This is a genomic window from Catellatospora sp. KI3, from assembly GCF_029948125.1.
GTDB lineage: Bacteria > Actinomycetota > Actinomycetes > Mycobacteriales > Micromonosporaceae > Catellatospora.
The window spans coordinates 127,113-153,924 of record NZ_JASAMB010000007.1 but is presented as its reverse complement, the minus strand read 5'-3'; the positions used below and the strand labels follow the sequence as shown (position 1 = coordinate 153,924).

Here is a 26,812-nt window from a genome sequence, read left to right as displayed (position 1 = left end):
GACTTCGGGCGTGGTCGGGGACCCCGCGGTGGGGTCAGGAGCCGGTGATGATCAGGGAGATGTCGTCGTTGAGGTCGCTGCCGACGTACTTGTGGTCGCCGGGGGCGTAGAAGCGGCACGGGCTGATCGCCGCGGCGCCCTTGGCGCTGTCGTGGCGGCAGACCACCGCCCGGGTGCCCGAGGCCACCTTCAGCGAGCTGGTCTGGTCGTTGCCGACCGCGCCGAGGTTGCCGGACTGGAACACGCCGGGGCCGAGCTTGGCCGAGGCGCCCTTGAAGTCCCGGTCGCGGTACACGGTGACCCGGGTGCCGCTGCTCGGGCCGGCCTGCACCGCCAGCAGCGAGATGCCGTTGTCCAGCGGCTGGCCCGCCAGCGAGTGGTTGCCCTCGCCGTAGGTGTGGCAGGGGCCGAGGTCGCCGGTGTTCTTGCGCCCGGTGCTGTCGTTGTTGCAGGCCACCACGTGGTAGCCGGGCTCCACCCGGAACGAGGTGATCGCGTCGTTGCCGACGGCGGCGAGCTGGCCGGGCTTGGCCTCGTACACGCCGGGGCCGAAGGCCTGCCTGTTGCCGGCGAAGCCGGCGTCGCTGAACGCGGTGACGGCGGGGCCGCCGACCGCGATGAGCGCGATCTGGTTGTCGAACGCGGTGCCGACGTTGAACTGGCCGGGGCCGAAGAAGCGGCACGGGCCGACCTCGCCGGTGTTGAGCCCGGCGCTGCGGTCGTTCTTGCACACCACAGCCCGGTAGCCCTCGGCGACCTTGAGCGAGCTGGTCAGGGTGTCGCCGACCTGGCTGAGCTCGCCCGCGCTGGCCTCGTAGCCGCCGACGCCGAGCGACTGCGCCGGGCCGGTGCCGTCGGCGCCTCGGTAGGCGACGACGCCGGTGCCTTGGGTGGGCGCCGACATGACGCTGATCAGCGACGGCTTGTCGTTGAGGTCGGCGCCGACGTAGTTGTGCTGGCCCGCGCCGTAGTAGCGGCACAGGCCCAGGTTGCCCGCGTTGGTGCGGCCGCCCGCGCTGTCGTCGGCGCAGACCACGGCCCGGTAGCCGGGGGCCACCCGCAGTGAGCTGATCTTGTCGTTGCCGACCGCGGCCAGGTCGCCCTTGCTGGCGTCGGCCACGCCCGCGCCGAACGACTGGAAGCCGCCCTTGAAGTCGCGGTCGGCGTAGGCGACCACGGGCGCGTCGGCCTGCTGCGGCACGTACCGGACGCGGTAGATCTTGGCGTTCTTCCCGGTCGGGCCGTCGGAGGCGGAGTCGGGGTAGAGGCCGGAGAAGTAGATCCCGTCCGGGCCCGCCGTGATGCCGGCGACCGTGGTCTTGCCGCCGCCGTTGTACTCGACCAGGGTCTTCGGGCCGGTCACCGAGCCGTCGGCGATGAAGCCGAACTCGACCACCCGCTTGCCCTTGTCCTGCGGGCCGGTGGCGTACGTCGGACCGCTCTCGGAGACGAACGCGTGCCCCCAGGTGTCCTCGGGGAAGCCGGACGCGTGGTGCACGCCCGGCTCGGCGAAGGTGATGTCGACCGGCGCGTGGGTGCTGGTCCAGTTGTAGAGCGCCCGGTTCTTCATGTCGGTGGCGCCGCCGTCCCAGCCGTAGTCGGCGCCCCGGTCCACCCGGGCGAACCGGTCGTTGGCGCCGGGCCCGTTCTCCACCTCGTACAGCTTGCCGTCCGTGGCCCGCCACGCGCCGCCGAAGGGGTTGCGCAGGCCGTACGCGAAGATGTAGTCGTGTGAGTCGATGCCGTCGCCGCTGTCGTAGAACGGGTTGTCGCTGGGCGCCGAGCCGTCCAGGTTCATCCGCAGGATCTTGCCGCGGTAGGAGTTCTTGTCCTGGGCGCGCGCCGGGTCCATGCCGTCGCCCATGTGCGCGTAGAGCTTGCCGTCGGGGCCGATGCTCAGGTTCGAGATCTGGTGCGAGGCGCTCTGCGGCTCCTTGTCCATCCGGATGATCGTGTTCGACGAGGCCGAGGTCAGGCCGCCGTCGGTGCTGTGGAACCGCACGATCTTGGGCAGGATGTCGCCGTCGTCCTCGTACACCATCGCGGCGAACAGGTCGCCGGTGGCGGGGTCGACGGCCAGGCCGGTCACGCCCATCTCGCCGGTGCCGGGGAAGTCGCCGGTCGGATCGAAGTTCAGCAGGTTCTTGGCGTACGTGCCGGTCGAGAAGTCGCCGCGGACGACCTTGATCTGGCCGTACAGCTCGCTGACGTAGAACAGCGGCTTGGCCGGGTCGACGGTGTGGCCCGGGGTCATCGCGATGTCGACGGGGAGCTGGAAGCCGCCCGCCACCTCCTCGACCCGGTAGCCGGGCTGCTTGACGATCCACTGCGGCGCGTCCGGCAGCGGCTTGCGCTCGGTCGCGGTCCGGAACGGCCGCTCCGACCAGGCGCTCCACTCGGTGCCCGGGTCGCCGCTGTTGTCCCGGAAGCGGACGCGCAGCTCGTAGTCCTTGTCCGGGACAAGGTCGGCGCGGCCCGCGTGCGAGCCCTCGAAGATGCCGTCGCCGAGGTGGATGTGGACCTTCTGGGTGCCGCCGATGCAGTTGCTGTACCAGACGCGCTCACCCGCGCCGGTGCGGATCTCCCAGTCGCTGCACAGGTGCGCGTCGCCGTCGGGGTCGTGGAACGGCGCCGTCTCCATGTGTACGTCCGCGGCGCTGACCAGCATGTTGTCGACGCCCGGCTCGGTGATCTGCGGTGCGTCGGGCGCGCCCGCCGCCAGCGCCGCCGCGGCCGGGACCGCGGTCGCCAGGGGCGAGGCCATCATGAACAGTCCCGATGTCAGCACCGCGCCGACAGCCCGGGATCTCTTGGCACCCATCGACTGACCGCCCTCCGGTTTCTAGGTCATTGACCGCGCCAGGCTAGCGACCAACCATGAAAAAACGGGCAATACACGCGGACCGGTTCGTAATATCGGGTATTTGCCACGAGAAAGTGGCGAGGCCCGCCCCCGACGGGGACGGACCTCGTTGATCCGGGCGAGATGACCGGTCAGCTGCGCGAGCAGGCGACCGTCGGCACGGCGTTGGTGCTGTTGTTCCAGGTGCCGGTGAAGCCGAAGCTGGTCGTACCGCTCGGCGCCAGGGTCCCGTTGTAGCTGAGGTTGCGCACGCTGTGGCTCGCGCCGCTGGGGGTGTCCTGGCCGCTCCACAGCTGGGTGATGGTCTGCCCGTTGGCGAAGGTCCAGCTCGCGGTCCAGGCGGTGGTGGCGGTCGCGCCGTTGGTGATCACGACCTCCGCCTGGAAGCCGCCGGGCCAGCTGTTGGTGATCCGGTACGCCGCGGTGCAGCCCCCGGTGCTGGTGCCCGACGTGGTGACCGCGACCGTGCCGGAGCGGGTCGAGCGGTTGCCGGCGGCGTCCTTGGCGTACACCGCGAAGGTGTACGCGGTCGACGCGGTCAGACCCGTGACCGACGCGCTGTTGGTGCTCGGCGAGGCGACCACGGTCTCGGTGGACCCGCTCACCCGGACCACGTCGTACCCGGTCACGCCCACGTTGTCGGTGGAGGCGGTCCAGCCCAGGCTCACCGAGGAGCTGGTCACGTTGGACGCCGTCGGGGTGCCGGGCGCGGTCGGCGCCTGGGTGTCGACGGGGGCCGTGGCGGTGGTCACCGCGACCGTGCCCGAGCGGGTCGAGCGGTTGCCCGCGGCGTCCTTGGCGTACACCGCGAACGTGTACGCGGTCGAGGCGGTCAGGCCGGTGACCGACGCGGAGTTGGTGCTCGGCGAGGCGACCACGGTCTCCGTCGAGCCGCTCACGCGGACCACGTCGTAGCCGGTCACGCCCACGTTGTCCGTCGATGCCGCCCAGGACAGGCTCACCGACGAGCTGGTGACGTTCGACGCGGCCGGGGTGCCGGGCGTGGTCGGCGCCTGGTTGTCGGTGCTCGTGTTGTAGATGGTGGCCTGGGTCGAGGTGGTCGACAGGCCGTTGGCGCCGGTGATGTACCGCGTACCCCAGGTGCTGCGCTGGGCCGGGTTGAAGCTCGTCACCATGTCGAGGTACTCGACGCCGCCGCCGTTGCCGCTCCAGGACCAGCCCATGTTGCCGATACCGGCGGACTGGGTCTTGGCCATGATGGTGTCCTCGTCGGGGTTGCCGTCGGAGTGCATGTCACCGAACTCGCACACGCACAGCGCCAGGTTGCGGCTGGTGAACGAGTCGACGTACGCGGTCACCTCGGCGGCGGTGTCGAAGACGCCGTACATGTGGACGCTGAAGATGAGGTTGCCGGTGGTGTCGGCCGCCAGCACGCTCGGGGCGTTGTCGCGCATGGTGAACGACCAGTCCTGGCCCCAGTTCGGCGCGTCGACCATGATGGTGTGCTGGAAACCCGCGCTGCGCAGCCGGCCGATGGCGCTCTTGGTGGCGTCGGTCCAGTTCGGCGTGGTGGCGTTGTTGCCGAACGGCTCGTTGCCGATGTTGAGGATGACGTAGTTCTCCTGGCCGGTCAGCGCGCTCTGCACGCTGATCCAGTAGTTGACCGCCTGGTCCAGGCTGTACGCGCCGCTCTGCTCCCCGTAGCCGGTGGTGTCGTGGTTCTCCAGCACGCAGATCAGCTTGTTCGTCTTGCACAGCGAGATGACGTTGGCGACGTCGGAGGCGGTGTTGGTGGTCCACCGGCCGCCGCTGAGCACCACCCGGACCGAGTTGGCGCCCGCCGCCTTGATGTTGGCGAAGGAGCTGGTCTGGGTCGCGTACCAGGCGTGCGGGTGGTTGATGCCGCGCAGCTTGAGCGCGGTGCCGTTCGCCTCGACCAGCTTGCCGTTGCTGACCCGGATGCCGGTGGCGGCCTGGGCCGGTTGGCTGACCGCGAGCATGCCGGTGAGCAGCGCCAGCGCGGACAGGGCCGCGAGCGCGATCTTCTTCTTCAAGGGAACACCTCAGGTAGGGAGCCCCGCCCGGATACCGGCGCGGGGGCGGACGAGAAGTCTGGGCGCAGCCTGGCCTTGCCCTGGCCCTTGGCTCCCTACATGCACCCGCCGACAGCTTAACCGATTAATCGATCCGCGCCCACCCCGCCCTGCCGCCGCCCGCCGCGCCGCCGCCGCGCTCCGCGGGTTGGGAAGGGACCCTTCTACATCGGAATGCGATAAGAAGGGTCCCTTCCTTACCCGCAATCAGAGGGTGCGGAAGGTGATGCCCGCCGCCTGCAGGCGGGCGAGCAGGGCGTCGCCCATGGCGACGGCGGTCGTCACCTGCCCGCTGGTCGGCGGAAGGTCGTCGAAGGACAGGCACAGGGCCGACTCGGCCAGCATCTTCGCGGTCTCGCCGTAGCCGGGGTCGCCGCCGGACACCTCGGTGACCACCCGGCGGCCGCCGCCCTCGCCGACGAAGCGGACGGTGAACCAGCTGCGCTCGCGGGTACGCGCGTCCGGGCCGGTGCCGGGGCGGCGCAGGTTCGACAGCGCCTGGCGGACCGGCCCCACCTGGGCCAGCACGAACAGCACGGCGGCGGCGACCAGCCCGGCCAGCGCCACCGGCAGCCACCGTACGGCCGCGGCGTGGCGGTAGCGGAAGTCGGGGCCGTACCGGTCCAGCGCCCGCGCCGAGCGGCCCACGATCGCCGGATCCACCGTCGGCAGCGGCACCGCCCAGGCCCCGCCGTCACGGGTGCGGCGCAGCCTGCCCAGCGGCGTGCGCACCATCCGGCCGGTCGGCGCGGCCGCCTGCTGCTCCAGGCGGCGCCGGTCGCGGGCGGCGGCCGCGGTCTGCTTGCGGCGTCCGAACGCCAGCAGCGCCGAGGCGAGCGTGCCGCCGGAGACGGCGCCCTTGGCGCGGACGTACCCGTCGAGGCGGATCGGGGCGCCGGGCGGGAGCAGCCCGACCGTGTAGTAGGCGCCCAGGTCGTGCGGCACCGAGTCGAAGCCGCAGGCGTGCACGAGCCGCGCCCCCGACGCGACGGCCGCCTCGTGGTACGCGGTGAACATCCGGTCGATGAACTCCGGCTCGCCGGTCAGGTCCACGTAGTCGGCGCCCGCCTCGGCGCACGCCGCCACCAGCGGTTCCCCGTGCACGACGTACGGGCCGACGGTGGTGGCCACCACCCGGGCCCGGCGGGCCAGTTCCCGCAGCGAGTCGGGGTCGGTCGTGTCGGCGGGCAGCAGCGGCAGGTCGGCGCAGGCCGGGTCGATGGCGGCCAGGCGCTCGCGGACGGCGGCCAGGCGGGCCCGGTCGCGGCCCGCCAGCGCCCAGCGGCAGCTACGAGGGGCGTGCGCGGCCAGGTACTCGGCGGTCAGCCCGCCGGTGAAACCGGTCGCCCCGAACAGCACCAGGTCGAAGTCGCGACCCCGGCCGCGCGCGTGATCAGGAGCGTCCGCCGACACGGTCAGCCGCTCCCGCGACACCTCGGCCGGCTGGCTCGTCGCGGCGCCCGCGTCGGCCGGGGACAGCAGGACCGCGTCGGGCAGGTCCAGCGGGCGCCAGTGCGAGGTGCCGGCGACGCCCTGCTTCGGGTCGACGCCGGTGAAGACGCGGCCGCCGATGCGGACCCGCACGTGGCGGGCCTCCCAGTCGACGGCGGCCCGCTGGCGCACCCGCCCCGGCGCCCGCCAGCTGCGGTCGCGGTAGCGGACGATCGCCGAGTGGCCGTGGATCTGTCCGAACCAGACGAAGCCGCCGGTGGAGTGGAAGCGCAGCCACTCCTCGTACAGCTCGGTGCCCGCCTCGGCCCACAGCGGTCCCGCCTTGGGGTCGACGCCGGGGCCGCTGCCGCGCCAGAGCAGGGGCTCGGGGCGCGCGTTCAGCAGCCGCGCGGCTGCCGCGGCGGTGGTCGGCTCGCCCAGCTCCTGCCAGCAGGGCGCGGTCAGCCCGGCGTGGGTGACCAGCTGCTCGTCGCCGTCGGCGGTGCGCACGGCGGCCGCCACCCGCAGCCGCCCGTCCTCCCACCAGCCGCGCAGCAGCCTGACGTCCGATTTGCTCAGCCGGTCGGCGGTGAACCGCTCGCCGTCCGCCAGGTACTGCGACTCGTGGTTGCCCAGCAGCTGGATCCACTGCTCGGGCTGGTCGTCGAGGCGACCTCTGACGATGTCGAGCACGCCCGCGCTGTCGGGGCCGCGGTCGACCAGGTCGCCGACCTGGACCACGGTCAGCTCCGGCGGCAGCCGCAGGTCCCCGCGCCGCGCACCGGCCGCGACCAGCGCCCGGCGGAGCTGGTCCGGGTGCCCGCCGACGTCCCCGATGACGATGATCCTGCCCATGGCGCTCCCGGTTTCTCGGCCGCCCAGCGTACCGCCGGATGCGCCGCCCGGCACGGGCCGCGGCGCAAGCCGGTGGCGGACACCGGACTGTCCGGCCGGGGCGACGGGGGGCGCGCCGACTTGGCTTAGCGCATCACTACGAGGAAGATACGTCGGTGCAGACAGACCGATTGTTCGTCGGGCGCCAAGAGACTCTGCAACTCCTCCGGTCGACTGTCGCGTACCGTCCCTCGGTCCTGCTCCTGGAAGGCGAGGCGGGCAGCGGCAAGACGCGCCTGGTCGACGAGTGGCGGCGCCAGCACACCGCGCTGGTGCTGTCCACGACGTGCCCGCCGATCCGGCCGCCGCTGCCGTTCGCCGCCGCCATCGGGCTGCTGCTGTCGGCCGGGCCGGTGCTGCCCGCCCCGGCCATGCTGAACCCGCTGCTGGGGGCGCTGGTGCCGCTGCTGCCGGAGCTGGCCGACAAGCTGCCGCCGCCGCTGCCGCCGCTGGCCGAACCCGCGCAGGCGCGCCACCGGCTGCTGCGCGGTATGCGGGCGCTGCTGAGCGGGCTGGCCCCGGCCACGCTGGTGGTCGAGGATCTGCAGTGGATCGACCCCGACTCGCGGGACCTGCTGTGCCTGCTGCTGTCGGCGCCGCTGCCGGGCATCGCGCTGGTGCTGTCGTACCGGCCGGAGGAGCTGGCCGTGCCCGGCCTGCCGCTGGGCGTGTCGGCCGCGTACGCCCCCGGCCTGCGCCAGGTGACGCTGCGCCTGGAGCCGCTGGCCCTCGACGACATCCGGCTGCTGGTCAAGCAGGCGCGGCGGCAGGATCCGCCGGCCGAGCTGGTGGCCCGGCTGGCCGCCACCACCGGCGGAGTGCCCCGGGTCCTGGAGGACCTGCTGGCGCAGCTGTCCGGCGTCGACGACGCCGATACCGCCGGCCAGCTCGCCCCGCCCGCCCGGCTGCGTGAACTGACCGCCGCCCGCGTCGCCGGACTCTCCCCAGCCGCCCGCTGCGTCGCCGAGGCGGCGGCCGTGCTCGACGAGTCCGCGCCCGAGGAGCACCTGTCCGATGTGGCCGGCCTCGACCCGGCCCAGGGCCGCGCCGCGCTGGTAGAGGTGCTGGCCGGGGCGGTGCTCGATGAGACCGCCGACGGCCGCTACGGCTACCGCGTCCCGCTGGCGGGCCGTGCCGTGTACGACGCGCTGCCCGGCCCCCGCCGCCGCGAGCTGCACGCCCGCGCCGCCAACGCGCTGGCCCGCCGCACCGGTGCCGCGGCCCTGGCCCGGCTGGCCCACCACAACCGGCGCAGCGGCCAGGAGAAGGCGTGGATGCGCTACGCCGAGGCGGCCGCCGACCGGTACATCGCCGACGGCGACAACGAGGCGGCCCTGGCCCAGCTGGAGGAGGTGCTGGCCGACCAGACCGTGCCCCGGGCCACCCGCACCCGGCTCACCATCCGGCTCGCGCAGACCGCCGAGCTGGGGCTGCGCTCGGACCAGACGGTGGCGCTGCTGCGGCGCATCATGACCGACGAGCGGCTGCCCGTGGCCGCGCGCGGTGAGCTGCGGCTGATGCTGGGCCTGGTGCTGATGAACCAGGTCGGCGACTTCCCCGGCGGCGCCGCCGAGGTCGAGAGCGCCGTGGACGAGCTGCAGGAGCGCCCCGCGCTGGCCGCCCGCGCCATGTCGGTGCTGTCCTGGCCGGTGCTGCACGGCACCTCGTTCGCCGACGACCGGGCCTGGCTGGAGCGGGCCGAGCTGGCCGCGGCCGCCGGTGACGACGTCGCGATCCAGATGGCGGTCGCCGCCAACCGGGCCACGCTGCTGATGAACTGCGGCGATCCGCAGGCCTGGCAGGCCGCGCGGCGGCTGACCGCCAACGCGACCACGCTGGCCGAGCGGCAGCAGGCCGCGCGCGGCCTGCAGAACCTCGCCGACGCCACGGTATGGCTGGGCATGCACGCCGAGGCCGACGACTTCCTGCGCCAGTCGATCGAACTGGCCGGGCGCGTCGGCGCCTCCGTCATCACCACCGCGGGCCGCTGCACCGCGCTGCACCTGGACTGGGCCATGGGCCGCTGGCCGGGCCTGGCCGACCGGGCCGCCGAGTTCACCGGCCCGGACGGGCCGACCACCGAGGTCGAGGGGCACCTGATCACTGGGCTGCTGGCGGTGGCGCGCGGCGACTGGGACACCGCCGAGACGTCGCTGACCTCGGCCGGGCTGAGCGCGCCGCACAACAGCACCGTGCACGTGGTGGCGGCGGCGTCGGGGGCGTACATCCGGATGCTGCTGGCCCGGGGGCACGGCGAGGAGGCGGTCGCCGAGGCGCGCCGGGGCATGGACCGGGTCCGGGCCAAGGGCGTCTGGTCCTGGGCGGCCGGGCTCGCCCCGTACGCGGTGCAGGCGCTGGCCGAGGCGGGGCACGTCGAGGAGGCCCGGGGGCTGATCGACGAGTTCGAGGCGGGCATGGACGGGCTGGTCGCCCCGAACGCGGCGGCGGCGCTGCAGATGTGCCGGGCCAACCTGGCGGCGGCGCTGGGCGCGCACGACGAGGCGGGCAAGCACTACCGCGACGCGGCCGTACAGTTCAGCGCGCTGCCCCGGCCGTACGAGGCGACGCTGGCCGAGGAGGGCATGGCCCGCAGCGAACTGGTGCTCGCCGAACGGATCGGGGACGCGCTGGCCGTGCTCGGCAACGCGGGCAACGTCTTCGCCCGGCTCGGGGCCGGCTGGGACGCGGCACGCTGCCAGCGGACGCTACGCGAGCACGGGGTGGTGGCCAAGGGCGGCCGGCCCGGCTACGGCGGCGGCCTCACCCCGCGCGAGCGGGAGGTGGCGCAGCTGGCCGCGCAGGGGCGCACCAACCGGGAGATCGCGCAGGTGCTGTTCCTGTCCCCGCGTACGGTCGAGCAGCACGTGGCGCGGGCCTTGCACAAACTGGGCGTCCACTCGCGGGCCGAACTGGCCGGCGCGGTCGCCGACCTGCCCTGAACGGCCTCCGGAACCGTCGCCGGTCCCGGAGGCCGCCTCCTCCCCAGGCCCGCCGGGGGTGGCACGCACTCCCGGCAGGGAGCCTCTCCTGGCCCTGTGCTGGTGGCAGGGGAGCAACGATCGGCTGCTCCCCTGCCTCAAAGCAGTACGCCGCCAGCTCTGGTTTACGGCGCACCGCTCTGCCACACCGCTCATCGAGCGCACTGACCGCGACCGGCGGTGACCGGTCCCGACCTGAAACCGTTCGGAGCCGCCGACGGGGGCACGATTTCCACCCAGCGACACGGAGACGCTGTCACGTGTCGCTGGGGAGTCGTCCGGCGGCTACCAGGTGGTCCACCCATGGCAATAACGATCGGTCAGGGCCGGCGTGGCGACAATCCGTAGAGCGCTAGGTAGGCCATACGCAAACAACCGCGTCGCGGTACGGATGACCCCGGGTACCTATACCCACGGTCCGGTCACGACGAACGTGGACTCCGACTCGAACGCCCGGGTGCGCTGGCCGCGGTCGATCCACAGCTCAGGGCCGCGCCGGTGCAGGAAGTAGTCCGGGTAGTTGTACGACTCGAAGCGCACCGCGCCCCGGCCCCCGTCCCGGGCGCAGAACGTCGCGTCGGCGCGCAGCAGCGCCGACCCGTCGTCCGGATCCAGGTGCAGCCGGTAGTCGCGGTGGCGCAGCCAGCGGCCGTCCAGGGTGCGGAACGAGAAGCAGCTGCTGTCGGCCAGCCCCGCCACCACCGTGTACGTCGCCGCCTGGCGCGTCTGCGCGGGGCTGCGCGGGTCTACCCGGCCGGCCGTGGCGAGGTCGCCGACGGCGTACACGTACACGTCGGTGGGGTCGCCCGCGCGCAGCGACCGCGCGCCGCCGACGGCGAGCGTGCCCGGCGCCGGCACCGCGCCCGGGGCCGGCGCCAGCCCGAACCCGCGCGTGGGCGTCGGCGACGCCGACGGCAGCGCGGGCGCCGACGGCGAGGTGCGCGAACGCGGCGGCAGCGGCGGCAGCGGCGACGGTGAGGGCGCGTCGCCGAATCCGTCGGTGAAACTCCGGCTGCCGCCCGTGGCCCACGCACCCGCGGGCGCGGCCGTACCGCCGTCCGAGCCGGTCACCGCCCAGGCGGTGGCGGCGACCACGAGCGTCGCCGCCACCGCGGACCCCAGGATCACCAGTCGGCGCCTACCCGGCGCCGCCGCGCGCTCCTGCGCTGCCAACTGCTCGACGGTGGCCGGAAGCAGTGGGTCGCCGTTGTCGCGGGCGCCGCGCCGATGCTTGCTCACGGTGCAGCAGGCTACCCACGCCAGACCCTCGATCGCGATCGGCTGTCCGACCATCGACAGTGCTCAGACGGTTGCCGGCACCGGCATGCCGCGCCGCAGCGCGGCGTTCTCCGCCACCGTCCAGGCGGTGCTGGTCAGCAGGTACAGGCCCGCGGCCAGCGGCAGCACCGCCGCGCTGACCAGGATGGCGTACGGCAGCCAGCGCGGCAGCGCCGCCAGCAGCCCCGTCGGCGGCTGCGGCTGCAGCGACGCCAGCCGCACCGCCCGCCGCGACGACAGCCACGCCAGCCCCGCCAGCGCCGCCAGCAGCAGCCCGAACACGGCCAGGTGCGGCCCGGCCGCCGGAGCGAGCAGGTGCGCACCCAGCGGCACCCCGCCCAACGTGCTGTCGAGCAGCGAGTTGGCGTGCCCGCCGATCTCGGTACGCACGAACAGCTGGTAGAGCACGATGAACGCGGGCGCCTGCAGCAGCATCGGGAAGATGCCCGCGAACGGCGACACACCCGCGCCGCGATACAGCTCGGTCATGGCCTGGCCGAACGCGACCGGATCCGTGCCATGGACCTCCCGCAGCCGCGCCAGCTGCGGGGCCAGCGCCGCGCGGGCGCGCTCCCCGCGCACCGCGGCCCGGGTCAGCGGATGCAGCAGCAGCCGCACCACCAGGGTGAACAGGACGACACCAGCGGCGGCACCGCCGAGCGGGGCGAGCACGTCCGACAGCCAGGTGACGACGTTGTAGGCGAAATCGGTGGCGTCAGCCACCGGGGCGAACGAAAGCATGGAGGAACCTCTCTGAGGATGGAGGAATCCGCACACGCGGCAGCGGCCGCCGTGCGGCGGTGAAGAAGCGGTGATTCCTCAGAGAAGGCCGGGTGCGCGCGGCCGGGCTCGGCCCGCGGCGTCGGGATCGGCGTGCCGGGGCACGCGCTGGCGCCTGGCCCGCTCGCGCAGGCTGCTCCCGAAAGCCGCGTGCCCGTGGCCGGACGCGTCGATGCCCGCCAGCGCCCGCAGCGCGACCACGGAGGCCACGACCAGCACGGCGGCGGAGGCGAGCATGCCGGTCAGGCCCGGCGTCCCGGCGGCGACCACACCCGTGCACAGCAGAGCGAGCCACAGGGTGGCGCTCCAGCGGGAGGCGAGGGCGATCGGCACGGCGCCAACGGTAGCGCGCCCGGACAACCCCGCCACCCGGCACGGGTGGGTTCGTGCAGTTTCGGGGAAACTGCACGAATCTTGGCGGCGATTCCAGCAGTTTCCCCGAAACTGCACGCTCACTTCGCGGCGCGGGCCCGGATGTCAGTGGGTGGGGCGCGGATGTCAGTGGGTGCGGGTGCCGGCGACGACGGTCACGTCGAGGTCGTCGTCGTGGTGCAGGGACGGGTTGAGGCCCGCGGCGCGCAGTGCCGTCGCGGCCGCCGCGGCCTGGTGCTCGCCGCACTCCATGAACACCTGGCCGCCCGGCGCGAGCCAGCTCCCGGCCCCGGCGACGATGCGGCGGGCGACGTCGAGGCCGTCAGCGCCGCCGTCCAGCGCCACCGGCGCCTCGTACAGCCGGGCTTCGGCCGGCAGTAGCGCGATCTCCGCGGTGGGTACGTACGGCACGTTGGCCACCAGCACGTCCACCCGCCCCCGCAGCGTCAGCGGGAGCGCGCCGTAGAGGTCGCCCTGGTACACGGTGCCGCCCAGCGGTTCCACGTTGCGCCGGGCACAGCTCACCGCGGCGGGGTCCACGTCGGCGGCGTACAACTCGACCGGCCCGTCGGCGCCCGCCGCCAGCACCGCCCCCAGCGCCCCGCTTCCGCAGCACAAGTCCACGATCACCGACCCCGTCCGCACGTACGCCGCCGCCCGCGCCACCAGCACCTCGGTACGCATCCTGGGTACGAACACCCCGGGGTCGACCAGCACCCGCCGCCCGGCGAACCGCGCCCACCCGACCACGTGCTCCAGCGGCAGCCCGGCCACCCGGCGCGCCACCAGCTCGGCCAGCAGCTCCGGCGCGGGGTCGCCGTCGCGCAGCACCGCCGCCTCCTCCTCGGCGAAGACACACCCCGCCGCCCGCAGCCGCGCCACCACCTCATCCTGGGCCACCACGTCCCCCTCGGCCGCCACGTAGCCCTCAGCCGCCACGTAGCCCTCGGCCAACACGTACCACGTCACCCTGGGCCGCCACGTCGTCCTCGGCCGCCACGTCGTCCGGCGTCGCCGCTGCCGCCGTCGTCACAGGGCCGCCAGGGCGGCGCGGGCCTCGTCGAGCAGGGTCGGCACCGACGCGGTCGCCAGTACGTGCTCCAGCGCGGCCCGGTACGCGACCGCGTAGGCCTCCTCAGCCGGCACGGACACGTCCGGCTCGACTCCGGCCCCCTCCCAGTTGGTCCCGGTCACCGGGTTCACCGAGCGGGCGTACGGCACCGTCAGCTCCAGCGTCGCGGTGAGCGGCAGGGCCCGCGCCGGGTGCGCTCCCCCGGCCGTCGACTCCCCGACCAGCACCGCCCGGCTCTGCGCCTTGAGGTTGTAGCAGATCTCCTCACCGGCCGAGAAGGTGTCCGGGCCGGTCAGCACGTACACGGGCCGGTCCAGATAGCGCTCGCCGGGCAGGTACGGCAGGCTCCAGTACTGCCGGGTCGCGCCGGTCTCAGCCGACTCGATGCTGTTCAGGTGCGTGCCGCTGTCGGGGAAGAAGTAACTGGACCAGAAGACCGCCCCGTCCGGCGAGCCGCCCCGGTTGCGCCGCAGATCCAGCAGCAGCGCGTACGTGTGCGACACCAGCTCCATCGCCGCCGCGACGGCCCGCCCGCCGACGGCCGGATCGGTGACGCCCCGCAGGTCGATGTAGCCCACGTTGCCGTCGAGCCGCTCCACCCGGCCGATCCGGTGGTTGTCGGTCCGCAGCCGCTCCCGGTACGCCGCCAGCACGTCGCCCGGCGCCCCCTCGCCCCCGTCGGCGTGCCGCCCCCTGCGGGCGCGCAACCGCAGATGCTTGTCGGCGCACAACTCCCGCAGATCGGCATTGAGCCGCTCGACCACCCCGGCCTCGTCCAGGCCCTCGTAGCGCCCCGCGTCGAACCGTTCCCGGATGTTCGCGGCCGCGAACACGGCCCGCTCCGGAAACACGTAATGCGCGCACATGAGCGTGAGCACGCTGTCGACCAGCTCCCTCGGCATGGCCGCCACGCTACTGCAACATGGCGCCCGCCTTCGCGGGCGCGGCGCGCTCGCCTTTCAGGCGGCGTCTTCCCTTGTCGCTGCCGAGCCTGCGGCTCGGTCACGCTCCTCAGTCCAGACGCCGCCGGCGAGCACGCAGTGGTGCGGGGTGCGGGTCGGGATGCGAGGTGCCGGGTTGGGGTTTGAGTGGAGAGAGTGACCGAGGGAGGCGATCTTGCGGACTCCCGTTTCCAGATGATCGCGAACTGCGGTCCGAGTCTCGGGTTGGGCCGCAGCGCATGCCTGGACAGTGACCGCAGAACGCGATCTTCGGACGGCCACGCCGTCATGATCAGCGTCGGCGGTCAGAACGCCGCCCAAAACACGCTGTTCTGACCGCCGACGGCGATCTTGGACGAAGATCGTCGCTGGCGGTCAACAGGCTGTCGCCGTCGACGGCGATCGAGGGTGGAGATCGCCGTCGACGGCGACAACGCGGTGGTGCGGCCCAGGGGCGAGGTCGGCGGGGCGAGGTCGGCGGAGCGAGGTCGGCGGAGCGGGGTCGGCGGGGCGGTGGGTGGGTCAGGTACGGAGGCGGTGGCGGGCGCCGGTGGGCTGCTGCGGGATGCGGGCGGCGGCCTCGGCCTGGCCCTCAGCGTGGGTGATGAGTTCTTCGCTGGTCAGGCCGCAGGCGGTGATGTCGGTGACGGCCAGCCAGGACATGTGTACGCCGCCGTCGCCGCCGACGGTCGCCGCCCACCGGGTGCCGGTCGGATGCGTCGCGACCACGACCACGCCCACCCGGCCCAGATCGGCCAGCAGCGCGTCGAGGTCGCGCAGCTGCTCTGTGTGCTCGCCCCACGGGTCGGCGATGAACAGCACGTGCGTGGCCCAGGTGGTGACGTTGTTGATGCGCGCGGTGACCGTGTCGGCGGTCTGCGTGTCGTGCAGCACCGCCGCGTTGGCTGCGGCCCGGCGGCCGATGCGCGCGAGCGCGTCGCTGACCGACGAGCTGAACCGCACCCGGTCGTTGAGCGCGGTCAGGGCGCGTACGTCGGCGCCGCTGAACCCGGCCACGACCACCGACGCCTCGTCGGCCCAGGCGGCGGTGGCGACCTCGGCGGCTAGGAACCGCAGCAGGTCGTCGCAGCGTTGCGGGTCGCCGACGAGGGTCAGCAGGCCGGTGCGCTCGCCGTCGACGTACAGCTGCCCGCCCTGCGGCCAGGCGCCGACCTTGAGCAGGCCGGGCAGCAGCGACGGGGCGGTGTGGACGTCGGGCAGCCAGGCGGCGCTCGGCAGCGACCAGGTGTTGGGCCACTGCACCTCGAACGGCTCGGGCGGGTCGGCGCACGGGGCGGCCAGGATGATGGCCAGGTCGCCGCCGTGTTCCCAGGCCGCGGCCACGTCGGGCATCTCCCACGGGGCCCGGCCGCGCAGGCCGAGGGTGAGGTGGCGCAGCCCGGCGTCGAGCCGGTCGGCGGCCTGGTGGCGCGGGACTTCGCGCACCCTGAAGTCGAAGGCGCTGCGCGGGCCGCGCCGACGCTTGCGGCGTACCCGGAGCTGGTGCATGCGGCGGATGCGGCGGCGCACCACCATGTGCCCGGCCATCACGCCGGCCAGGGCGAGTCCGGCGCCGGTGGCCAGCACCTTGATGTGGCCGGTGCCGGGGTCGGTCTCGTCGAGGCCGGGCGGGTTGGCGGGGGTGGTGCTCGCCGGGGTGGTCACGACCGGCGACGGGATCGCGGTCGGCGAGGCGGCGGGCAGGCTGGGGCGTACGGCCGGGGCGGGGACCGCCGACGGGGTCGGCGCGGGGGCCGGGGTGGCGGTCGGCGGCGGGGTCTGCGTGGCGGGCGGGGGTGTGGCGGGGTCCTCGACGGCGGGCAGCAGCAGTTTGCCGGTGGCGTGGCGGGCGTGGCCCCGGTCGTACGAGTCGGCGGGCAGCACCAGCCGCCAGCCCGGCTCGATGTGGTTCGGGTTGCGCACCAGCTGTGGGTTGAGCGCCGCGATCTGGTGGAACCGGTCGAAGTCGCCGGTGAACCGCTCGGCGATGCAGCCCAGGTAGTCGCCCTTGCGCACCACGTACACGGGGCGTTCGACGAGTTGGTGGGCGGGGGCGAGCCGGACCAGGTCGGTCGGCGGGCGCGACACCGGCACCAGGGCCCCGGTGTGCGGCACCGCGGTCGCGGGGCCGAGTGCCAGCACGGCGGATCCGCCGATGGGCACGGCCCCGACGGGGGCGGTCACGGGCACCACCGCGACGACGCGGCCGGCCATCGGCGCGGGCACCGAGCCGGTGGCGGCGGTGGCCATGCTGGTCCCGGCGAACACGGCGATCATCGCGCCGATCAGCGCCGCGACGATGCGCTGCTGTACGCCGAGGCCGGGGATGCGGCGGGCGCGGCGCCCGCGCAGCCGGGCCGGGATCTCCAGCAGCACGCTGATCGCGAACGTGAACCAGGCGAACCAGCCGGCGAGCGCGAGCAGCCGAAGGAACAGCCGCCCGTCGTCGGGCGAGGTCAGCAGCGTGGTCAGCTCGTCCAGGGACGGCACGTGGTCGGGCAGCGGGTTGCCCGCCACCTTGAGCAGTGCCATGGGCGCGCCGACGAGCACCGCGGCGAGCAGTGCCAGTGCCGCGAGCCCGGCGAGCAGGCGCACGAACCAGTTGGGCCTGGTGCGCTGGTCGATGGCCATGGGTGCGCCCTTTCGCTAGCTCTCGGCGGTCTATCCGATGAGGAGTGTTGCCGTCGCTTCGCCGGTCACCGTCCAGGTGCCCCCGCCGAAGAAGTCCAGCCCTACCGGGTTGGGGTAGGTGATGGTCGCGCGTACCGTCACGCCGCGGCGGTCCTCGGTGAGGGTGACCGTGCCGGTGGCGCCCACGGTGCGCATGTACGCGCGCGCCGCGGCGGTGGCCAGGGCGGCGTCAAGGACCTTCGGCTTGCCCTGGATCGCGTCCTCGGGGTCGATGGCCTGCCCGGCGGCGCGCGCCGCCTCGCTGGCGATGTTGTCGGCGCGCTGCAGCGCCCGGGTCCGGCCGGTGCCGACCACGACGAGCCCGATGGTGATGACCCAGGTGGTGGCGATGATGGCGAAGAAGACGGTGATCTTGCCGCCGTCGCGCCGGAGGAGCGGGTTCATCCGCGGCTCCGGTACTTGTCGAGCGGGCTGGTGAAGGTCGAGGTCAGGGTGGCGCTGCCGGGCATGCCGGGCAGGATGATGTCGGTGAAGTCTGCCACGCAGGTCAACGACACCCGCACGGTCGCCGACTGGCCCACCGGCACGTCGAAGCCGCTGGTGTCGGTGGCGACGGTCATCGTCCGGCAGCGGATGCCCTGAGCGGCGAAGGAGCGGGCGGCCGCGTCGCGCGCCTGGATGCCGGCCGTGGCCTCGGTGCGGGCCAGGCTCGCGGTGCGGGCCGCGTCGTAGGCGGCCGCGTCGGCGGCCTGGCGGGCCAGCCCCAGGCGCCCCGCCATGACCACGGCGATGAAGAACACGATCGCGGTGGGGGCGAGGATGGCGAGCTCGACCGCCGCCGAGCCGCGCTCGCGCGCCTCGCCCCTCATCGGGTGAACCTTTCCACCGGGCCGTACGCCGTGTGGGAGACCGTGAACTCCCAGAACGGGATGATGCTCTGCGCCTTGCCCGTGACGGTGACCGTCGCGACGTCGGCGTTGACCGAGGCGGTGACGTCGGTGTCGGCGATGCCGAAGCCGACCCGCCGCAGGAACGCGCGGGCCCGGTCACGCCCGGCGGTCGCGTCGGAGCCGTAGTTGCGGGCCGCGTTGGCGCCCTGGGTCGCGGCGGCCAGGGCCAGCGCCTTCGCCTGGTACACGAAGGCCGCCTGCACCACGAGGAACGTCACCACCAGCAGCGGCAGTGCCATGATCGCCATTTCGACGGCGGCCGCGCCCCGGTCGCGGCGGGCGAGTCGGCGTGCGCGCAGCCCCCGCCGGCCCCACGACGGGAGCCGGCGACGGCGTACGAGCGATTGTCCTGGCATGGCTCAGGGCAGGTTGACCGTGGTCGGAACGTTGTTGGCCCAGCCCCGGGCGACGCCGTAGATGATGCCGCCGACGAGGACCGCGGCCGACGCCATGATGAAGATCATCACAACGTGCGGCACCGGGCCCTCGCCCTTGTCCCGCGTGGCCGGGTCGGTCAGGGTACGCAGCTTCTCGCTGGCGGACACCACGAGTTTCAGCAGCATGGTGGTGGTGCTCCCTTCTTGTTATACCTGGGTGATCAGGCTCGCCATCAGCGGATATCCGACGAGCACGAGCAGGATGACGATGAGCAGGGTGGAGGGGATGTCCAATTTCGAGCTGCGGGTCTTGGCGTCCTCCAGCGCCCGGACCCTGATCTGGTCGCGCAGCGACGCCGACTGGGCCCGCAGCGTCTGGTAGACCTGCGCCCCGTCGTTGCCCGCGCTGCGCATGATGTCGGCGAAGCTGTCCAGCTCCACCACCTTGATGTCGGCGGCGAGCGTCTTGAGCTCGTCCCACGGCGGCCGCATCTGCAGCTGGGCGGTGAGCAGCGTGGTGCGCAGCCGGGTGTACGGCCACCCGTCGCAGATGCTCGCCGACCGCTCCATCGCCTCGACCGCGCCGTGCCCGGAGCGCACCTGGTGCGCCGTCAGGGCCGCGTACGTGCACAGCGCCCGGACGAACTCCGCCCGCGCCGACGTCGCCTTGGCGATCATGTCCAGGTGCGCCATCAGCGCCGCTGCCAGCGCGAACAGCAGCGTCGCCGCGACCGGGATGACTAGCGGGATGGAGAACCCGAGCAGCACCGCCGCGACGGTGAGCAGCACCGGCAGCATGAACGCCGCCAGCGCCGACAGCCCGATGCTGAACAGGTGGCGCCCGGCGGTGCGGCCGAGGATGTCGAGGTCGGCGGCGGGCAGCCGCAGGCGGGTCAGCCAGTCGGTGGCCGTCGGGGCGGATGCGGTGAGTTCGCCGTCCGGGCCGAGCGTGGGGTGCAGTCGGCGCAGCGCCGGGCCCAGCGCGGGCGTGGCCGGCACGAACTGGATGACCAGCAGGTACAGCCCGTAGCCGACGACCGCGCCGGCGGCGATCACCAGGCCGAACCAGAAGTCCACGGTCATGACGGCACCGCCGGGGCCTTGTCGGTGTCGGCGCGCAGCAGCCGCGGCAGCCGCGGCGGCAGCGACAGCCCTCGGATCCACAGCATCAGGCCGATGTACAGCGCCGTCAGGGCGACCAGGATCAGCTGCCCCATGCTGGTGCGGTAGGGCGCGGCGTACTCCGCGCTGAACGCGCCGAACACCAGCAGGGCCACCGTCACGCCGGTGAGGAACCGCACCGTGAAGCGGGCACTGGCCCGCTCGCTGTCCACGGTGGACCGGGACACGATCTCGTCAGACAGCGCCTGGGCGATGTCGGACAGCGCGGCGTATAGGCCGTCGCCCGCGTCGGCGGCCTGCAGGATCAGCGGTGCGATGACCTCGTCGGAGCTGTGGTCGTCGAGCTCCTCGGCGAACAGCCGCAGCGCGGTGGGCGCGTCGGTGCCCGCCTGCAGCCGGGCCGCCAGCGTCTTGATCTCGACGTTCAGCAGCGGCGGGGCGGTCCGCGCGGTGGCGATGATGGCGGCCTGCAGGCCGATGCCGTTGCGGACGTAGTCGCTGACCCGCCGGGTCCACATCTCCAGGGCGCCCAGCCGGGCGATCGCCTTCTTCTCCGCGCTGGCCGCGGAGAACAGCCACGGCACGCCCGGAATGGCCAGCAGCACGATCACGCCGCCGATGGGCCAGCCGGTGAACAGCCACGCGGCCGCCCCGGCCACCACCGAGAAGACCAGCAGGGACCGGTGGGTACGCCGCTGCGCGACGGTGCGCCCCGGACCGGCCCAGAACCGGCGCAGCCACAGCTTCGTGGGCGAGGCCGGACCGACCGGCTTGCTGGTGCCGACCAGGAACGCGATCGCCATCGCCAGGCCGCCCCCGACCAGCAGCACCGACAGGATCGCCAGTATCTGGATCATGAGCGCACCCGCTTGGTGTGCAGTTCCCGGGTCCAGGAGCCCCGGTTGTGCGCCCCCGCCTCGATGTACGGGATCAGCTCGCGCGGGTCGTAACCCACGTCCATCAGGTCGTCGCGGATGCGCTCGGGCAGGTGGCGGGGCACGCCCCGGCCGTCGGGCCCGGGGCCGAACACGGTCGTGGTGATGACCCGGCCGTCGCGCATGCCGCCGACCTCGATCACGTGCGAGACGAACCGGTGCTCGCCGCCGCCGATGGCCCGCTCGTCGACCACGGTCGTGTAGACGATCAGGTCGATGCCCTGGGCCGCCATCCGCAGCGCCTGCTCGGCGCCGATGTCGTTGCCGTACGAGCAGGCCAGCTGCACGATCGAGTCCATCACCTCGCGCGCCTGCCGGGCGTGGATGGTGCACATCGCGCCCCGGCTGACCGTCATCGCCCGCAGCATCGGCACGATCTCGCGACCGCGGGTCTCGCCCACGATCACCCGCCGGACCCCGAGCCGCTGCGTGATCGGCATCATGTCGTGCAGGGTCTTCTCGCCGCGGCGCTTGCCGTTGTTGTCGTACTCCCCGTGGCCCTGCAGGGCCTCCAGGCTGATCACCCAGTTCTCGTCATGCGGCATCGCGGCCTCGTGCAGGCCCAGCTCGCGCGACTCCTCCAGGGTGATGTACGGCTCCCCCGCCGGGATGGTGCGCGCCAGCGCCCGCAGCAGCGTGGTCTTGCCCGAGGCGGCCAGGCCCGCGACCATTATGTTCGCGCCCGCCTCCAGCGCCTTGACCAGGAAGCGGTACATCAGCAGGTCGATCATCCCGTAGCGGTCGCGCAGCTCCTCCAGCGACGCGGCGAACAGCGTGTGCTTGCGGATGTAGACGATCGGCCGGGGCGACACCTTGTACAGCACCGTCATCCGGGAGCCGTCGGGCAGCTGCATGTCCAGCTCCGGGTTGGACTCCGACAGCTGGCGCTCGGTCGCGGCCACCCGCATCGCCAGCACCTGGAGCATGCCGACCAGTTCGTCGTCGCTGTCGGCGACCGGCTCGCCGCGGCTGCGGCTGCCGTCGGCGTGGTGCAGCAGCACCTGGTCGCAGCCGATGATGTGCACGTTGGTGACGTACGGGTCGTCCAGCAGGCGCTGCAACCGGCCCGCCCCGAACATGCCCGCGACGACCGCGTCGAGCAGCGCCTGCTCCTGCGCCGGGCTGATCGGCTGGCCCGCGTGCGCCATCGCCACCGCGTAATCGGCGATGATCTCGCGGCCGATCCGGGCGGCGACCTCGCGCCGGTAGGCCGGAGTGACGTTGGCCGCGTCGGTGAGCAGCCGGGTCAGCGTCTCGGTGACCCGGCTCTGCAGCTGGCGCACCACGCCGTAGTCGATCGGCACCGGCAGGTTCGGCGCGGCCGACGGGGCCCCCGGCGACGGCGGACCCGCGTACGCGACGGCGGTGCCGTGCGGCGAGGGCACCCGGGCGTGGCCGTTGACCCGCACCGGCGGGTTGGGCTCGGGCGGCGGCAGCGGGATGTACGGGCGGGCGGTCATCGGACCACCGGCAGTCGCTCGGTGTCGCGGCGCGACGCCTCCGGCCGGGCGACGGCCATCGCCGCGCAGACGTTGTCGTACGCCGCGGCGGCGGCCTTCATCAGCGGCGCCCGGCGCCGCCCCCGGCCCTCGCCGGACAGCGCGGCCCCGCTGCCCGGATCCCACGGCAGCGCGGCGACCACCGGCACGCCCAGGTTGCGGGAGATGTCGCGGCCGGAGATGCCGCTGCCCACCAGCAGCAGCCCGACGCTGCTCTCCACGAACCCGGGCGGCAGCTCGCGGCGCATCGCCCCGATCGCGGAGGCGGCCGGGGACACGGTGCGCAGCGAGCGCGCCCGCACCGTGAGCAGCACCAGGTCGGCCCGCCCCAGCAGCGACCAGGGCGGGTTCGCCCCGGCCAGGCGGCCGCAGTCGGCCAGCACCGTGCTGCCGGTCATCCGGGCGAACAGGTCGCCCAGGCTGGTCCAGGCCAGGTTCAGCGACGAGCTCTGCGACGGCTCGGTCAGGCCGGGCAGCGCCATCCGCTGCTGGCGCGGGGAGTCCAGGTCGATGAGGTTGCCGGTCAGGTCCTGCTCGGCGGTGCCGCGCAGGGCGGAGGAGGCCAGCGGCAGCACGCCCCGGTTGGTGGGCAGCTCGTAGCGCGACAGGTATCCGGCGAGCAGGTCGCCGCCGGCGGGGTCGCACTCGGCCAGCAGGGTCGGGGCGGGCCACGTCAGCGTGAAGGCCAGCGCGGCGGTGGAGCACCCCGGCGAGCCCTTCGCCGAGACCAGGGCGATCAGCGTCATCGTGGCCGCCCTACGGCCCGTCGAGGGTGAGCACGAGGCGCTTGTCGGCCGCGTACAGCGCCACGGTGGGCGCGTCGGCGGTGGCGACCTCGACGTTGAGCAGGGTCTGGCCGACCTTGGTGCCGGCGACCCGGTCGATGATCCTCGCGGCGATGGTGCGCGGCGGGACCAGCTCCGGGGCGCCGCCGTCGACGGCCGGGCGCACCTCCGGTTTGAGCACCAGCAGCACCGAGGCGCCGACCGGGATGCGCGACAGGGTCGGCATCCGGTCCTCGTCCAGGGCGATGCCGACCAGGTCCATCCCGGGTGCGGGCACCGGCGTGTCGGTGATCTGGTCCATCGTGATCAGCGAGCCGGGCACCAGCGCCATCAGCGTCCGCTTGCCGACCACGTTCGCGGCCTGCCCGGCCGGGACCGGCTTGAGCCCGGCCGCGTCGTTGACCCGGACGATGACCAGGTCCGCCGCGGTGATCTCCGCTCCGGCGCCGATCGGGCGGCCGACGGCGAGGAAGTCGTGGGTGCTGCCCATCCGCAGGACGACGTAGCCGGCGGTCAGCGCGCCGAGCACGATCAGCAGCACCGCCAGCGAGGCCTGGGCCCACGATCTGCGGCGCGGCGCCGAGCGCGCCACCCCGATCGGCGGCAGCGGCGCCCGGGCCGGAACGTTGGTCGTCGTGATGCTCATGCCCACTTCTCCTGACTGCTGTGCCTCACGTGCGGGTGCGCGCTCATGAGTTGTTCACCACCTGCATCTCGTCGATGCGGATATTGACCGAGGACACCCGGGTGATCGTGACCGTGCCGGAGCGGCCGCCACCGGACCACGTCACGCGCCAGTAGCTGCGGGCGGTGACGGTGTACTTGCCGCCGGTCTTGTCGCGCGAGGACTTGGTGTACTTGTAGCCGCAGTTGGGCGACGCGTCGTCGCCCTGCGACGGGGTGTACTCCGTGCCCGCGTTGCGGCAGGTGACCCGGCCGCCGTCGCCCATGGTCCAGACGATCCGGGTCACGTTGGCCTCGGCGGTGACCGACAGGCCGGGCACCGAGGCGGTGGCGCGGAGCGGCCCCCAGGTGCGGTTGCTGACCTCGTTCCACATCCACACGGGCAGGCCGACCAGGCCCGGCCCGTTGGCGGGGTCGGGCGCCAGCCCGATGGCCGGGCCGCGCAGCGGCATCTGGTTGATCGCGCGCAGGGCCAGGCTGATCGGGGACGGCAGGCCGCCGTAGCCCGGTGGCGGGCTGGTCAGGTACTGCGTGGTCGCCTGCTGCCAGCCGGCGGACAGGCCGCCCCAGCACCAGACCGCGTACATGAAGCCGTTGGCGGGGTTGTGCCCGGCCCACACCGGATCGTCGATGGACAGCTCGAGGCGGTCGTAGTAGCAGCTGTCGGTGTGGTTGAACCAGCCGAGGCCCGGCTTGTAGCAGGACACCTGGCCGAGCTGCTCGTGCTCGCACAGGGCGTCGCCGCCTCCGCCGCCACCGCCTCCGCCGCCCCCACCGCCGCCGCCTCCGCCCCCGGTGACGATCAGGATGCAGTCGCCGCTGTTGGGCGGGCAGTAGATGTAGTCGGCCCAGGCCGCCGGGGGTGTCACCACCAGGCCGGCCACCACCGCCAGCAGCGTGGCGGCCAGTGCGGCCAGGGCCCGGCGCGGGGAGAGGATGGGACGGTTCAGCATGACGCACCCCTGTCTGCCTGCGACTCGACCCAGCGCCACGCGCCGTCGGGGTAGAGCCCCGCGCGCATGGTGACCGGGTAGCGCTGGTTCTGCTTCGGTGCCGAGACGGACTTGCCGGTCTTCTTGTCGACGGTGTCGGTGCCCGCGTCGTCGACGCAGACCTCGATCGTGATCGAGGTCCCGCTCACCGACACCACCCGGCGCAGCGCGACAGTCGGCTCGCCGGTGCGCACGTAGCCCTGCTCGCCCAGGACGCCCAGGTCGCGTTCGAGCGCGGCCATGTACCGGCCGCCGGAGTAGGCGTACATCGGGCGGGCGGTGATGTCCGGCGCCCAGTCGTACCTGCCGGTCTGGGCGGCCTTGACGTAGATCACGTTCAGCTTCTGGAAGTTGGCCCAGGCCGCGTCCACGTTCTGCTGGTCCTCGGGCTCCAGCGAGGGGCCGGGTGCGACCGGCTGGGCCGAGGCGCGGTTGGGCTTGATGTCGGGGTCGACGGCGCGCGGGCCGCCACATCCGGCGGACATGGTCAACGTGGCCGCGACAACCGTCGCGAGGACCACGAGTCGTCCACTGTGGCTGGATGGATTCACGCGCCCCCCTCGTCCCCGACGAGCTTCGCTGACTCCTTACACCTGCCGAGAAAACCGCTGTCTGGTAGCGCCTCCCCCGTTCCAGACGGCCGATCGTACGACGAGGTCGACCGATATAACAAGGGGTGGAGAATGTCCATACGTACAGTATTCGATACCAAATCTTCCGTGCTCTCATCAGGACGATCACACTGTCCACTTCGTGCCGTCGCGACACCTCCCATTCATGTTGATCAAGAAATTATGCGAATCATGGCATGGATGTCCGGTTCCGAAATTCATGATCGGTAAGGGTCGGCGGCCGTGATTTGCGGGGAATTGGGCGTTTACCTGGGTAGGATGGTGAAGATCAATCGACGGGGGTGGTCGTAATGGCGACAGTCAGCAGCGGAACTGGGCTGATCGCGCAGCCGGGAACCTTCGAGGGCGTCGTCGACTGGTACGCGCGCATGCGTGCCCACGAGCCGGTCAGCTGGGACGAGCAGTACGGCGCCTACCACCTCTTCGGCTACGACGACATCGAGGCGGTCCTGTCCGACCCGGTCACCTTCTCCTCCGACCTGACCGGCCTGATGCCGCCGCAGGCCGAGTTGGAGCTGTTCAGCCGGGGCAACTTCGTCCGGATGGACCCGCCGCGCCACGACAAGCTGCGCCGCCTGGTGAGCAAGGCGTTCACCCCCCGGGTGGTGGCCGAGCTGGCCCCGCGGATCACCACCATCACCGACGAGCTGCTCGACGCCGTCTCCGGCAGCCCCCGCTTCGACCTCGTCCAGGCCCTGGCCTACCCGCTGCCCGTCACCGTGATCGCCGAGCTGATCGGAGTGCCCGCCTCCGACCGCGCCGAGTTCCGCCGCTGGGCCGACTCGCTGCTCAACGCCCAGCTGCCGGAGCGGGTCATCCCGGACCAGGCCCGCCTGGACCAGGCCGGCGAGCGCCTCCGCGCCATGATCGACTACCTGCTGGCGCACATCCGACAGCGCCGCCGCTCCCCCGCCGACGATCTGACCACCACCCTGATCGCGGCGGAGGTCGACGGCGAGCACCTGACCGACGAGGAGATCGTGGGCTTCCTCGGCGTGCTGCTGATCGCCGGGCACATCACCACGACCACGCTGCTCACCAACACGGTGTGGTGCCTGGACGAGCACCGCGACGCCGCCGCCGCGATCCGGCGCGACCCGGCGAAGATCGCGCCGATGCTGGAGGAGGTGCTCCGCTTCCGCTCCCCGTTCCCGCGCCTGGCCAGGCTGACCACCGCCGAGGCGACCGTCGGCGGGCAGCGCGTCGCCGCCGGGAAGATCCTCATGCCCTGGATCGCCTCGGCCAACCGCGACGAGCGGCACTTCGCCCACCCCGACCGGTTCGACATCGACCGCAACCCGAACCAGCACCTGGCGTTCGGCCACGGCATCCACTTCTGCATCGGCGCGCCGCTGGCCCGCCTGGAGGCCCGCCTGGCCATGACCATCCTGCTGGAACGCTGCCGCGACCTCGAAATCGCCGACGGCGCCGAGTTCTACGACGCCCGCATGATGACCGGCGCCCACACCCTGCCCCTCCAGGCCACCTGGATCTGACCGCGACCACCGACCGGCTTCCGTCCGCCGACGGTTGCCGTGAAGG

General features: G+C 73.3%; 22 protein-coding genes and 1 pseudogene. 2 read left to right on the top strand and 21 right to left on the bottom strand.

Annotated elements, in window-relative coordinates; all coding sequences use genetic code 11:
- Nucleotides 1-34: 34 nt before the first annotated feature.
- From QEZ54_RS14155 to QEZ54_RS36385, 4 genes and pseudogenes are all read right to left on the bottom strand, one after another.
- Complete coding sequence (locus QEZ54_RS14155; RefSeq protein WP_281305039.1) at nucleotides 35-2,767, bottom strand: PQQ-dependent sugar dehydrogenase; 2,733 nt, start codon at nucleotides 2,765-2,767, stop codon at nucleotides 35-37.
- A gap of 227 nt (nucleotides 2,768-2,994) precedes the next feature.
- Nucleotides 2,995-4,878, bottom strand: coding sequence for a cellulase family glycosylhydrolase (locus tag QEZ54_RS14145; RefSeq protein ID WP_348650542.1), 1,884 nt, complete (start codon nucleotides 4,876-4,878; stop codon nucleotides 2,995-2,997).
- A gap of 246 nt (nucleotides 4,879-5,124) precedes the next feature.
- On the bottom strand, nucleotides 5,125-6,330 hold the full coding sequence (locus QEZ54_RS14140) for a saccharopine dehydrogenase NADP-binding domain-containing protein (RefSeq protein WP_281305173.1): 1,206 nt from the start codon (nucleotides 6,328-6,330) through the stop codon (nucleotides 5,125-5,127).
- Nucleotides 6,331-6,825: 495 nt separating this feature from the next.
- Nucleotides 6,826-7,203 (bottom strand): annotated as a pseudogene (locus QEZ54_RS36385) (metallophosphoesterase); the annotation flags it as partial.
- A gap of 155 nt (nucleotides 7,204-7,358) precedes the next feature.
- Between QEZ54_RS36385 and QEZ54_RS14130 the strand changes: the two are divergent.
- Nucleotides 7,359-10,181 carry a LuxR family transcriptional regulator gene (locus tag QEZ54_RS14130; RefSeq protein ID WP_281305038.1) on the top strand — a complete coding sequence of 941 codons (2,823 nt, stop codon included), beginning with the start codon at nucleotides 7,359-7,361 and terminating at the stop codon, nucleotides 10,179-10,181.
- A gap of 444 nt (nucleotides 10,182-10,625) precedes the next feature.
- On the opposite strand, the gene QEZ54_RS14125 is transcribed toward QEZ54_RS14130, so the two are convergent.
- The 17 genes from QEZ54_RS14125 to QEZ54_RS14045 form a co-directional block, all read right to left on the bottom strand.
- Entirely contained in the window at nucleotides 10,626-11,459 is an 834-nt protein-coding gene (locus QEZ54_RS14125; protein WP_281305037.1) for an AbfB domain-containing protein, read from the bottom strand.
- A 63-nt stretch (nucleotides 11,460-11,522) separates the two neighbouring features.
- Complete coding sequence (gene yidC / locus QEZ54_RS14120; RefSeq protein ID WP_281305036.1) at nucleotides 11,523-12,239, bottom strand: membrane protein insertase YidC; 717 nt, start codon at nucleotides 12,237-12,239, stop codon at nucleotides 11,523-11,525.
- A gap of 78 nt (nucleotides 12,240-12,317) precedes the next feature.
- Nucleotides 12,318-12,611 carry a DUF6412 domain-containing protein gene (locus QEZ54_RS14115; RefSeq protein ID WP_281305035.1) on the bottom strand — a complete coding sequence of 98 codons (294 nt, stop codon included), beginning with the start codon at nucleotides 12,609-12,611 and terminating at the stop codon, nucleotides 12,318-12,320.
- Nucleotides 12,612-12,776: 165 nt separating this feature from the next.
- A complete protein-coding gene (locus tag QEZ54_RS14110; RefSeq protein WP_348650541.1) occupies nucleotides 12,777-13,619 on the bottom strand; it encodes a putative protein N(5)-glutamine methyltransferase in 843 nt (280 codons plus the stop codon).
- Nucleotides 13,620-13,679: 60 nt separating this feature from the next.
- Nucleotides 13,680-14,624, bottom strand: coding sequence for a S41 family peptidase (locus QEZ54_RS14105; protein ID WP_281305034.1), 945 nt, complete (start codon nucleotides 14,622-14,624; stop codon nucleotides 13,680-13,682).
- Nucleotides 14,625-15,185: 561 nt separating this feature from the next.
- Nucleotides 15,186-17,294, bottom strand: a complete 2,109-nt coding sequence (locus QEZ54_RS14100) for a LysM domain-containing protein (protein WP_281305033.1) — start codon at nucleotides 17,292-17,294, stop codon at nucleotides 15,186-15,188.
- Between the two features lie 30 nt (nucleotides 17,295-17,324).
- The gene (locus tag QEZ54_RS14095; protein WP_281305032.1) at nucleotides 17,325-17,738 is read right to left on the bottom strand and encodes a hypothetical protein; all 414 of its coding nucleotides are present in this window, start codon (nucleotides 17,736-17,738) and stop codon (nucleotides 17,325-17,327) included.
- Complete coding sequence (locus QEZ54_RS14090; RefSeq protein ID WP_281305031.1) at nucleotides 17,735-18,163, bottom strand: TadE/TadG family type IV pilus assembly protein; 429 nt, start codon at nucleotides 18,161-18,163, stop codon at nucleotides 17,735-17,737. The genes QEZ54_RS14095 and QEZ54_RS14090 overlap by 4 nt, the downstream gene beginning before the upstream one ends.
- Nucleotides 18,160-18,600 (bottom strand): TadE/TadG family type IV pilus assembly protein, encoded by a 441-nt coding sequence (locus tag QEZ54_RS14085; RefSeq protein WP_281305030.1) that lies wholly within the window; start codon nucleotides 18,598-18,600, stop codon nucleotides 18,160-18,162. Before QEZ54_RS14085 ends, QEZ54_RS14090 begins: the two co-directional genes overlap by 4 nt.
- Nucleotides 18,601-18,603: 3 nt before the next feature.
- Complete coding sequence (locus QEZ54_RS14080) at nucleotides 18,604-18,807, bottom strand: hypothetical protein (RefSeq protein ID WP_281305029.1); 204 nt, start codon at nucleotides 18,805-18,807, stop codon at nucleotides 18,604-18,606.
- Nucleotides 18,808-18,828: 21 nt separating this feature from the next.
- Complete coding sequence (locus QEZ54_RS14075; RefSeq protein ID WP_281305028.1) at nucleotides 18,829-19,704, bottom strand: type II secretion system F family protein; 876 nt, start codon at nucleotides 19,702-19,704, stop codon at nucleotides 18,829-18,831.
- Nucleotides 19,701-20,600: a type II secretion system F family protein gene (locus QEZ54_RS14070; RefSeq protein ID WP_281305027.1), complete on the bottom strand. Its 900-nt coding sequence runs from the start codon at nucleotides 20,598-20,600 to the stop codon at nucleotides 19,701-19,703. Before QEZ54_RS14070 ends, QEZ54_RS14075 begins: the two co-directional genes overlap by 4 nt.
- Nucleotides 20,597-22,138, bottom strand: coding sequence for an ATPase, T2SS/T4P/T4SS family (locus QEZ54_RS14065; protein WP_281305026.1), 1,542 nt, complete (start codon nucleotides 22,136-22,138; stop codon nucleotides 20,597-20,599). The genes QEZ54_RS14070 and QEZ54_RS14065 overlap by 4 nt, the downstream gene beginning before the upstream one ends.
- Entirely contained in the window at nucleotides 22,135-22,923 is a 789-nt protein-coding gene (locus QEZ54_RS14060; RefSeq protein ID WP_281305025.1) for a ParA family protein, read from the bottom strand. The genes QEZ54_RS14065 and QEZ54_RS14060 overlap by 4 nt, the downstream gene beginning before the upstream one ends.
- A 10-nt stretch (nucleotides 22,924-22,933) precedes the next feature.
- Nucleotides 22,934-23,608: an SAF domain-containing protein gene (locus QEZ54_RS14055; protein WP_281305024.1), complete on the bottom strand. Its 675-nt coding sequence runs from the start codon at nucleotides 23,606-23,608 to the stop codon at nucleotides 22,934-22,936.
- Between the two features lie 43 nt (nucleotides 23,609-23,651).
- Nucleotides 23,652-24,599: a hypothetical protein gene (locus QEZ54_RS14050; RefSeq protein WP_281305023.1), complete on the bottom strand. Its 948-nt coding sequence runs from the start codon at nucleotides 24,597-24,599 to the stop codon at nucleotides 23,652-23,654.
- Nucleotides 24,593-25,159 carry a hypothetical protein gene (locus QEZ54_RS14045; protein WP_281305022.1) on the bottom strand — a complete coding sequence of 189 codons (567 nt, stop codon included), beginning with the start codon at nucleotides 25,157-25,159 and terminating at the stop codon, nucleotides 24,593-24,595. Before QEZ54_RS14045 ends, QEZ54_RS14050 begins: the two co-directional genes overlap by 7 nt.
- A gap of 401 nt (nucleotides 25,160-25,560) precedes the next feature.
- Between QEZ54_RS14045 and QEZ54_RS14040 the strand changes: the two genes are divergently transcribed.
- Nucleotides 25,561-26,766, top strand: a complete 1,206-nt coding sequence (locus QEZ54_RS14040) for a cytochrome P450 (protein ID WP_281305021.1) — start codon at nucleotides 25,561-25,563, stop codon at nucleotides 26,764-26,766.
- The last annotated feature ends 46 nt before the right edge of the window (nucleotides 26,767-26,812 follow it).

What these genes read in the sequence shown, in the direction of transcription:
- QEZ54_RS14155 (WP_281305039.1), bottom strand. Translation starts at nt 2,767, where the DNA reads ATGATGGCCTCGCCCCTGGCGACCGCGGTCCCGGCCGCGGCGGCGCTG.
- yidC (WP_281305036.1), bottom strand. Translation starts at nt 12,239, where the DNA reads ATGCTTTCGTTCGCCCCGGTGGCTGACGCCACCGATTTCGCCTACAAC.
- QEZ54_RS14105 (WP_281305034.1), bottom strand. Translation starts at nt 14,624, where the DNA reads ATGCCGAGGGAGCTGGTCGACAGCGTGCTCACGCTCATGTGCGCGCAT.
- QEZ54_RS14100 (WP_281305033.1), bottom strand. Translation starts at nt 17,294, where the DNA reads ATGGCCATCGACCAGCGCACCAGGCCCAACTGGTTCGTGCGCCTGCTC.
- QEZ54_RS14095 (WP_281305032.1), bottom strand. Translation starts at nt 17,738, where the DNA reads ATGAACCCGCTCCTCCGGCGCGACGGCGGCAAGATCACCGTCTTCTTC.
- QEZ54_RS14090 (WP_281305031.1), bottom strand. Translation starts at nt 18,163, where the DNA reads ATGAGGGGCGAGGCGCGCGAGCGCGGCTCGGCGGCGGTCGAGCTCGCC.
- QEZ54_RS14085 (WP_281305030.1), bottom strand. Translation starts at nt 18,600, where the DNA reads ATGCCAGGACAATCGCTCGTACGCCGTCGCCGGCTCCCGTCGTGGGGC.
- QEZ54_RS14080 (WP_281305029.1), bottom strand. Translation starts at nt 18,807, where the DNA reads ATGCTGCTGAAACTCGTGGTGTCCGCCAGCGAGAAGCTGCGTACCCTG.
- QEZ54_RS14075 (WP_281305028.1), bottom strand. Translation starts at nt 19,704, where the DNA reads ATGACCGTGGACTTCTGGTTCGGCCTGGTGATCGCCGCCGGCGCGGTC.
- QEZ54_RS14070 (WP_281305027.1), bottom strand. Translation starts at nt 20,600, where the DNA reads ATGATCCAGATACTGGCGATCCTGTCGGTGCTGCTGGTCGGGGGCGGC.
- QEZ54_RS14065 (WP_281305026.1), bottom strand. Translation starts at nt 22,138, where the DNA reads ATGACCGCCCGCCCGTACATCCCGCTGCCGCCGCCCGAGCCCAACCCG.
- QEZ54_RS14060 (WP_281305025.1), bottom strand. Translation starts at nt 22,923, where the DNA reads ATGACGCTGATCGCCCTGGTCTCGGCGAAGGGCTCGCCGGGGTGCTCC.
- QEZ54_RS14055 (WP_281305024.1), bottom strand. Translation starts at nt 23,608, where the DNA reads ATGAGCATCACGACGACCAACGTTCCGGCCCGGGCGCCGCTGCCGCCG.
- QEZ54_RS14050 (WP_281305023.1), bottom strand. Translation starts at nt 24,599, where the DNA reads ATGCTGAACCGTCCCATCCTCTCCCCGCGCCGGGCCCTGGCCGCACTG.
- QEZ54_RS14040 (WP_281305021.1), top strand. Translation starts at nt 25,561, where the DNA reads ATGGCGACAGTCAGCAGCGGAACTGGGCTGATCGCGCAGCCGGGAACC.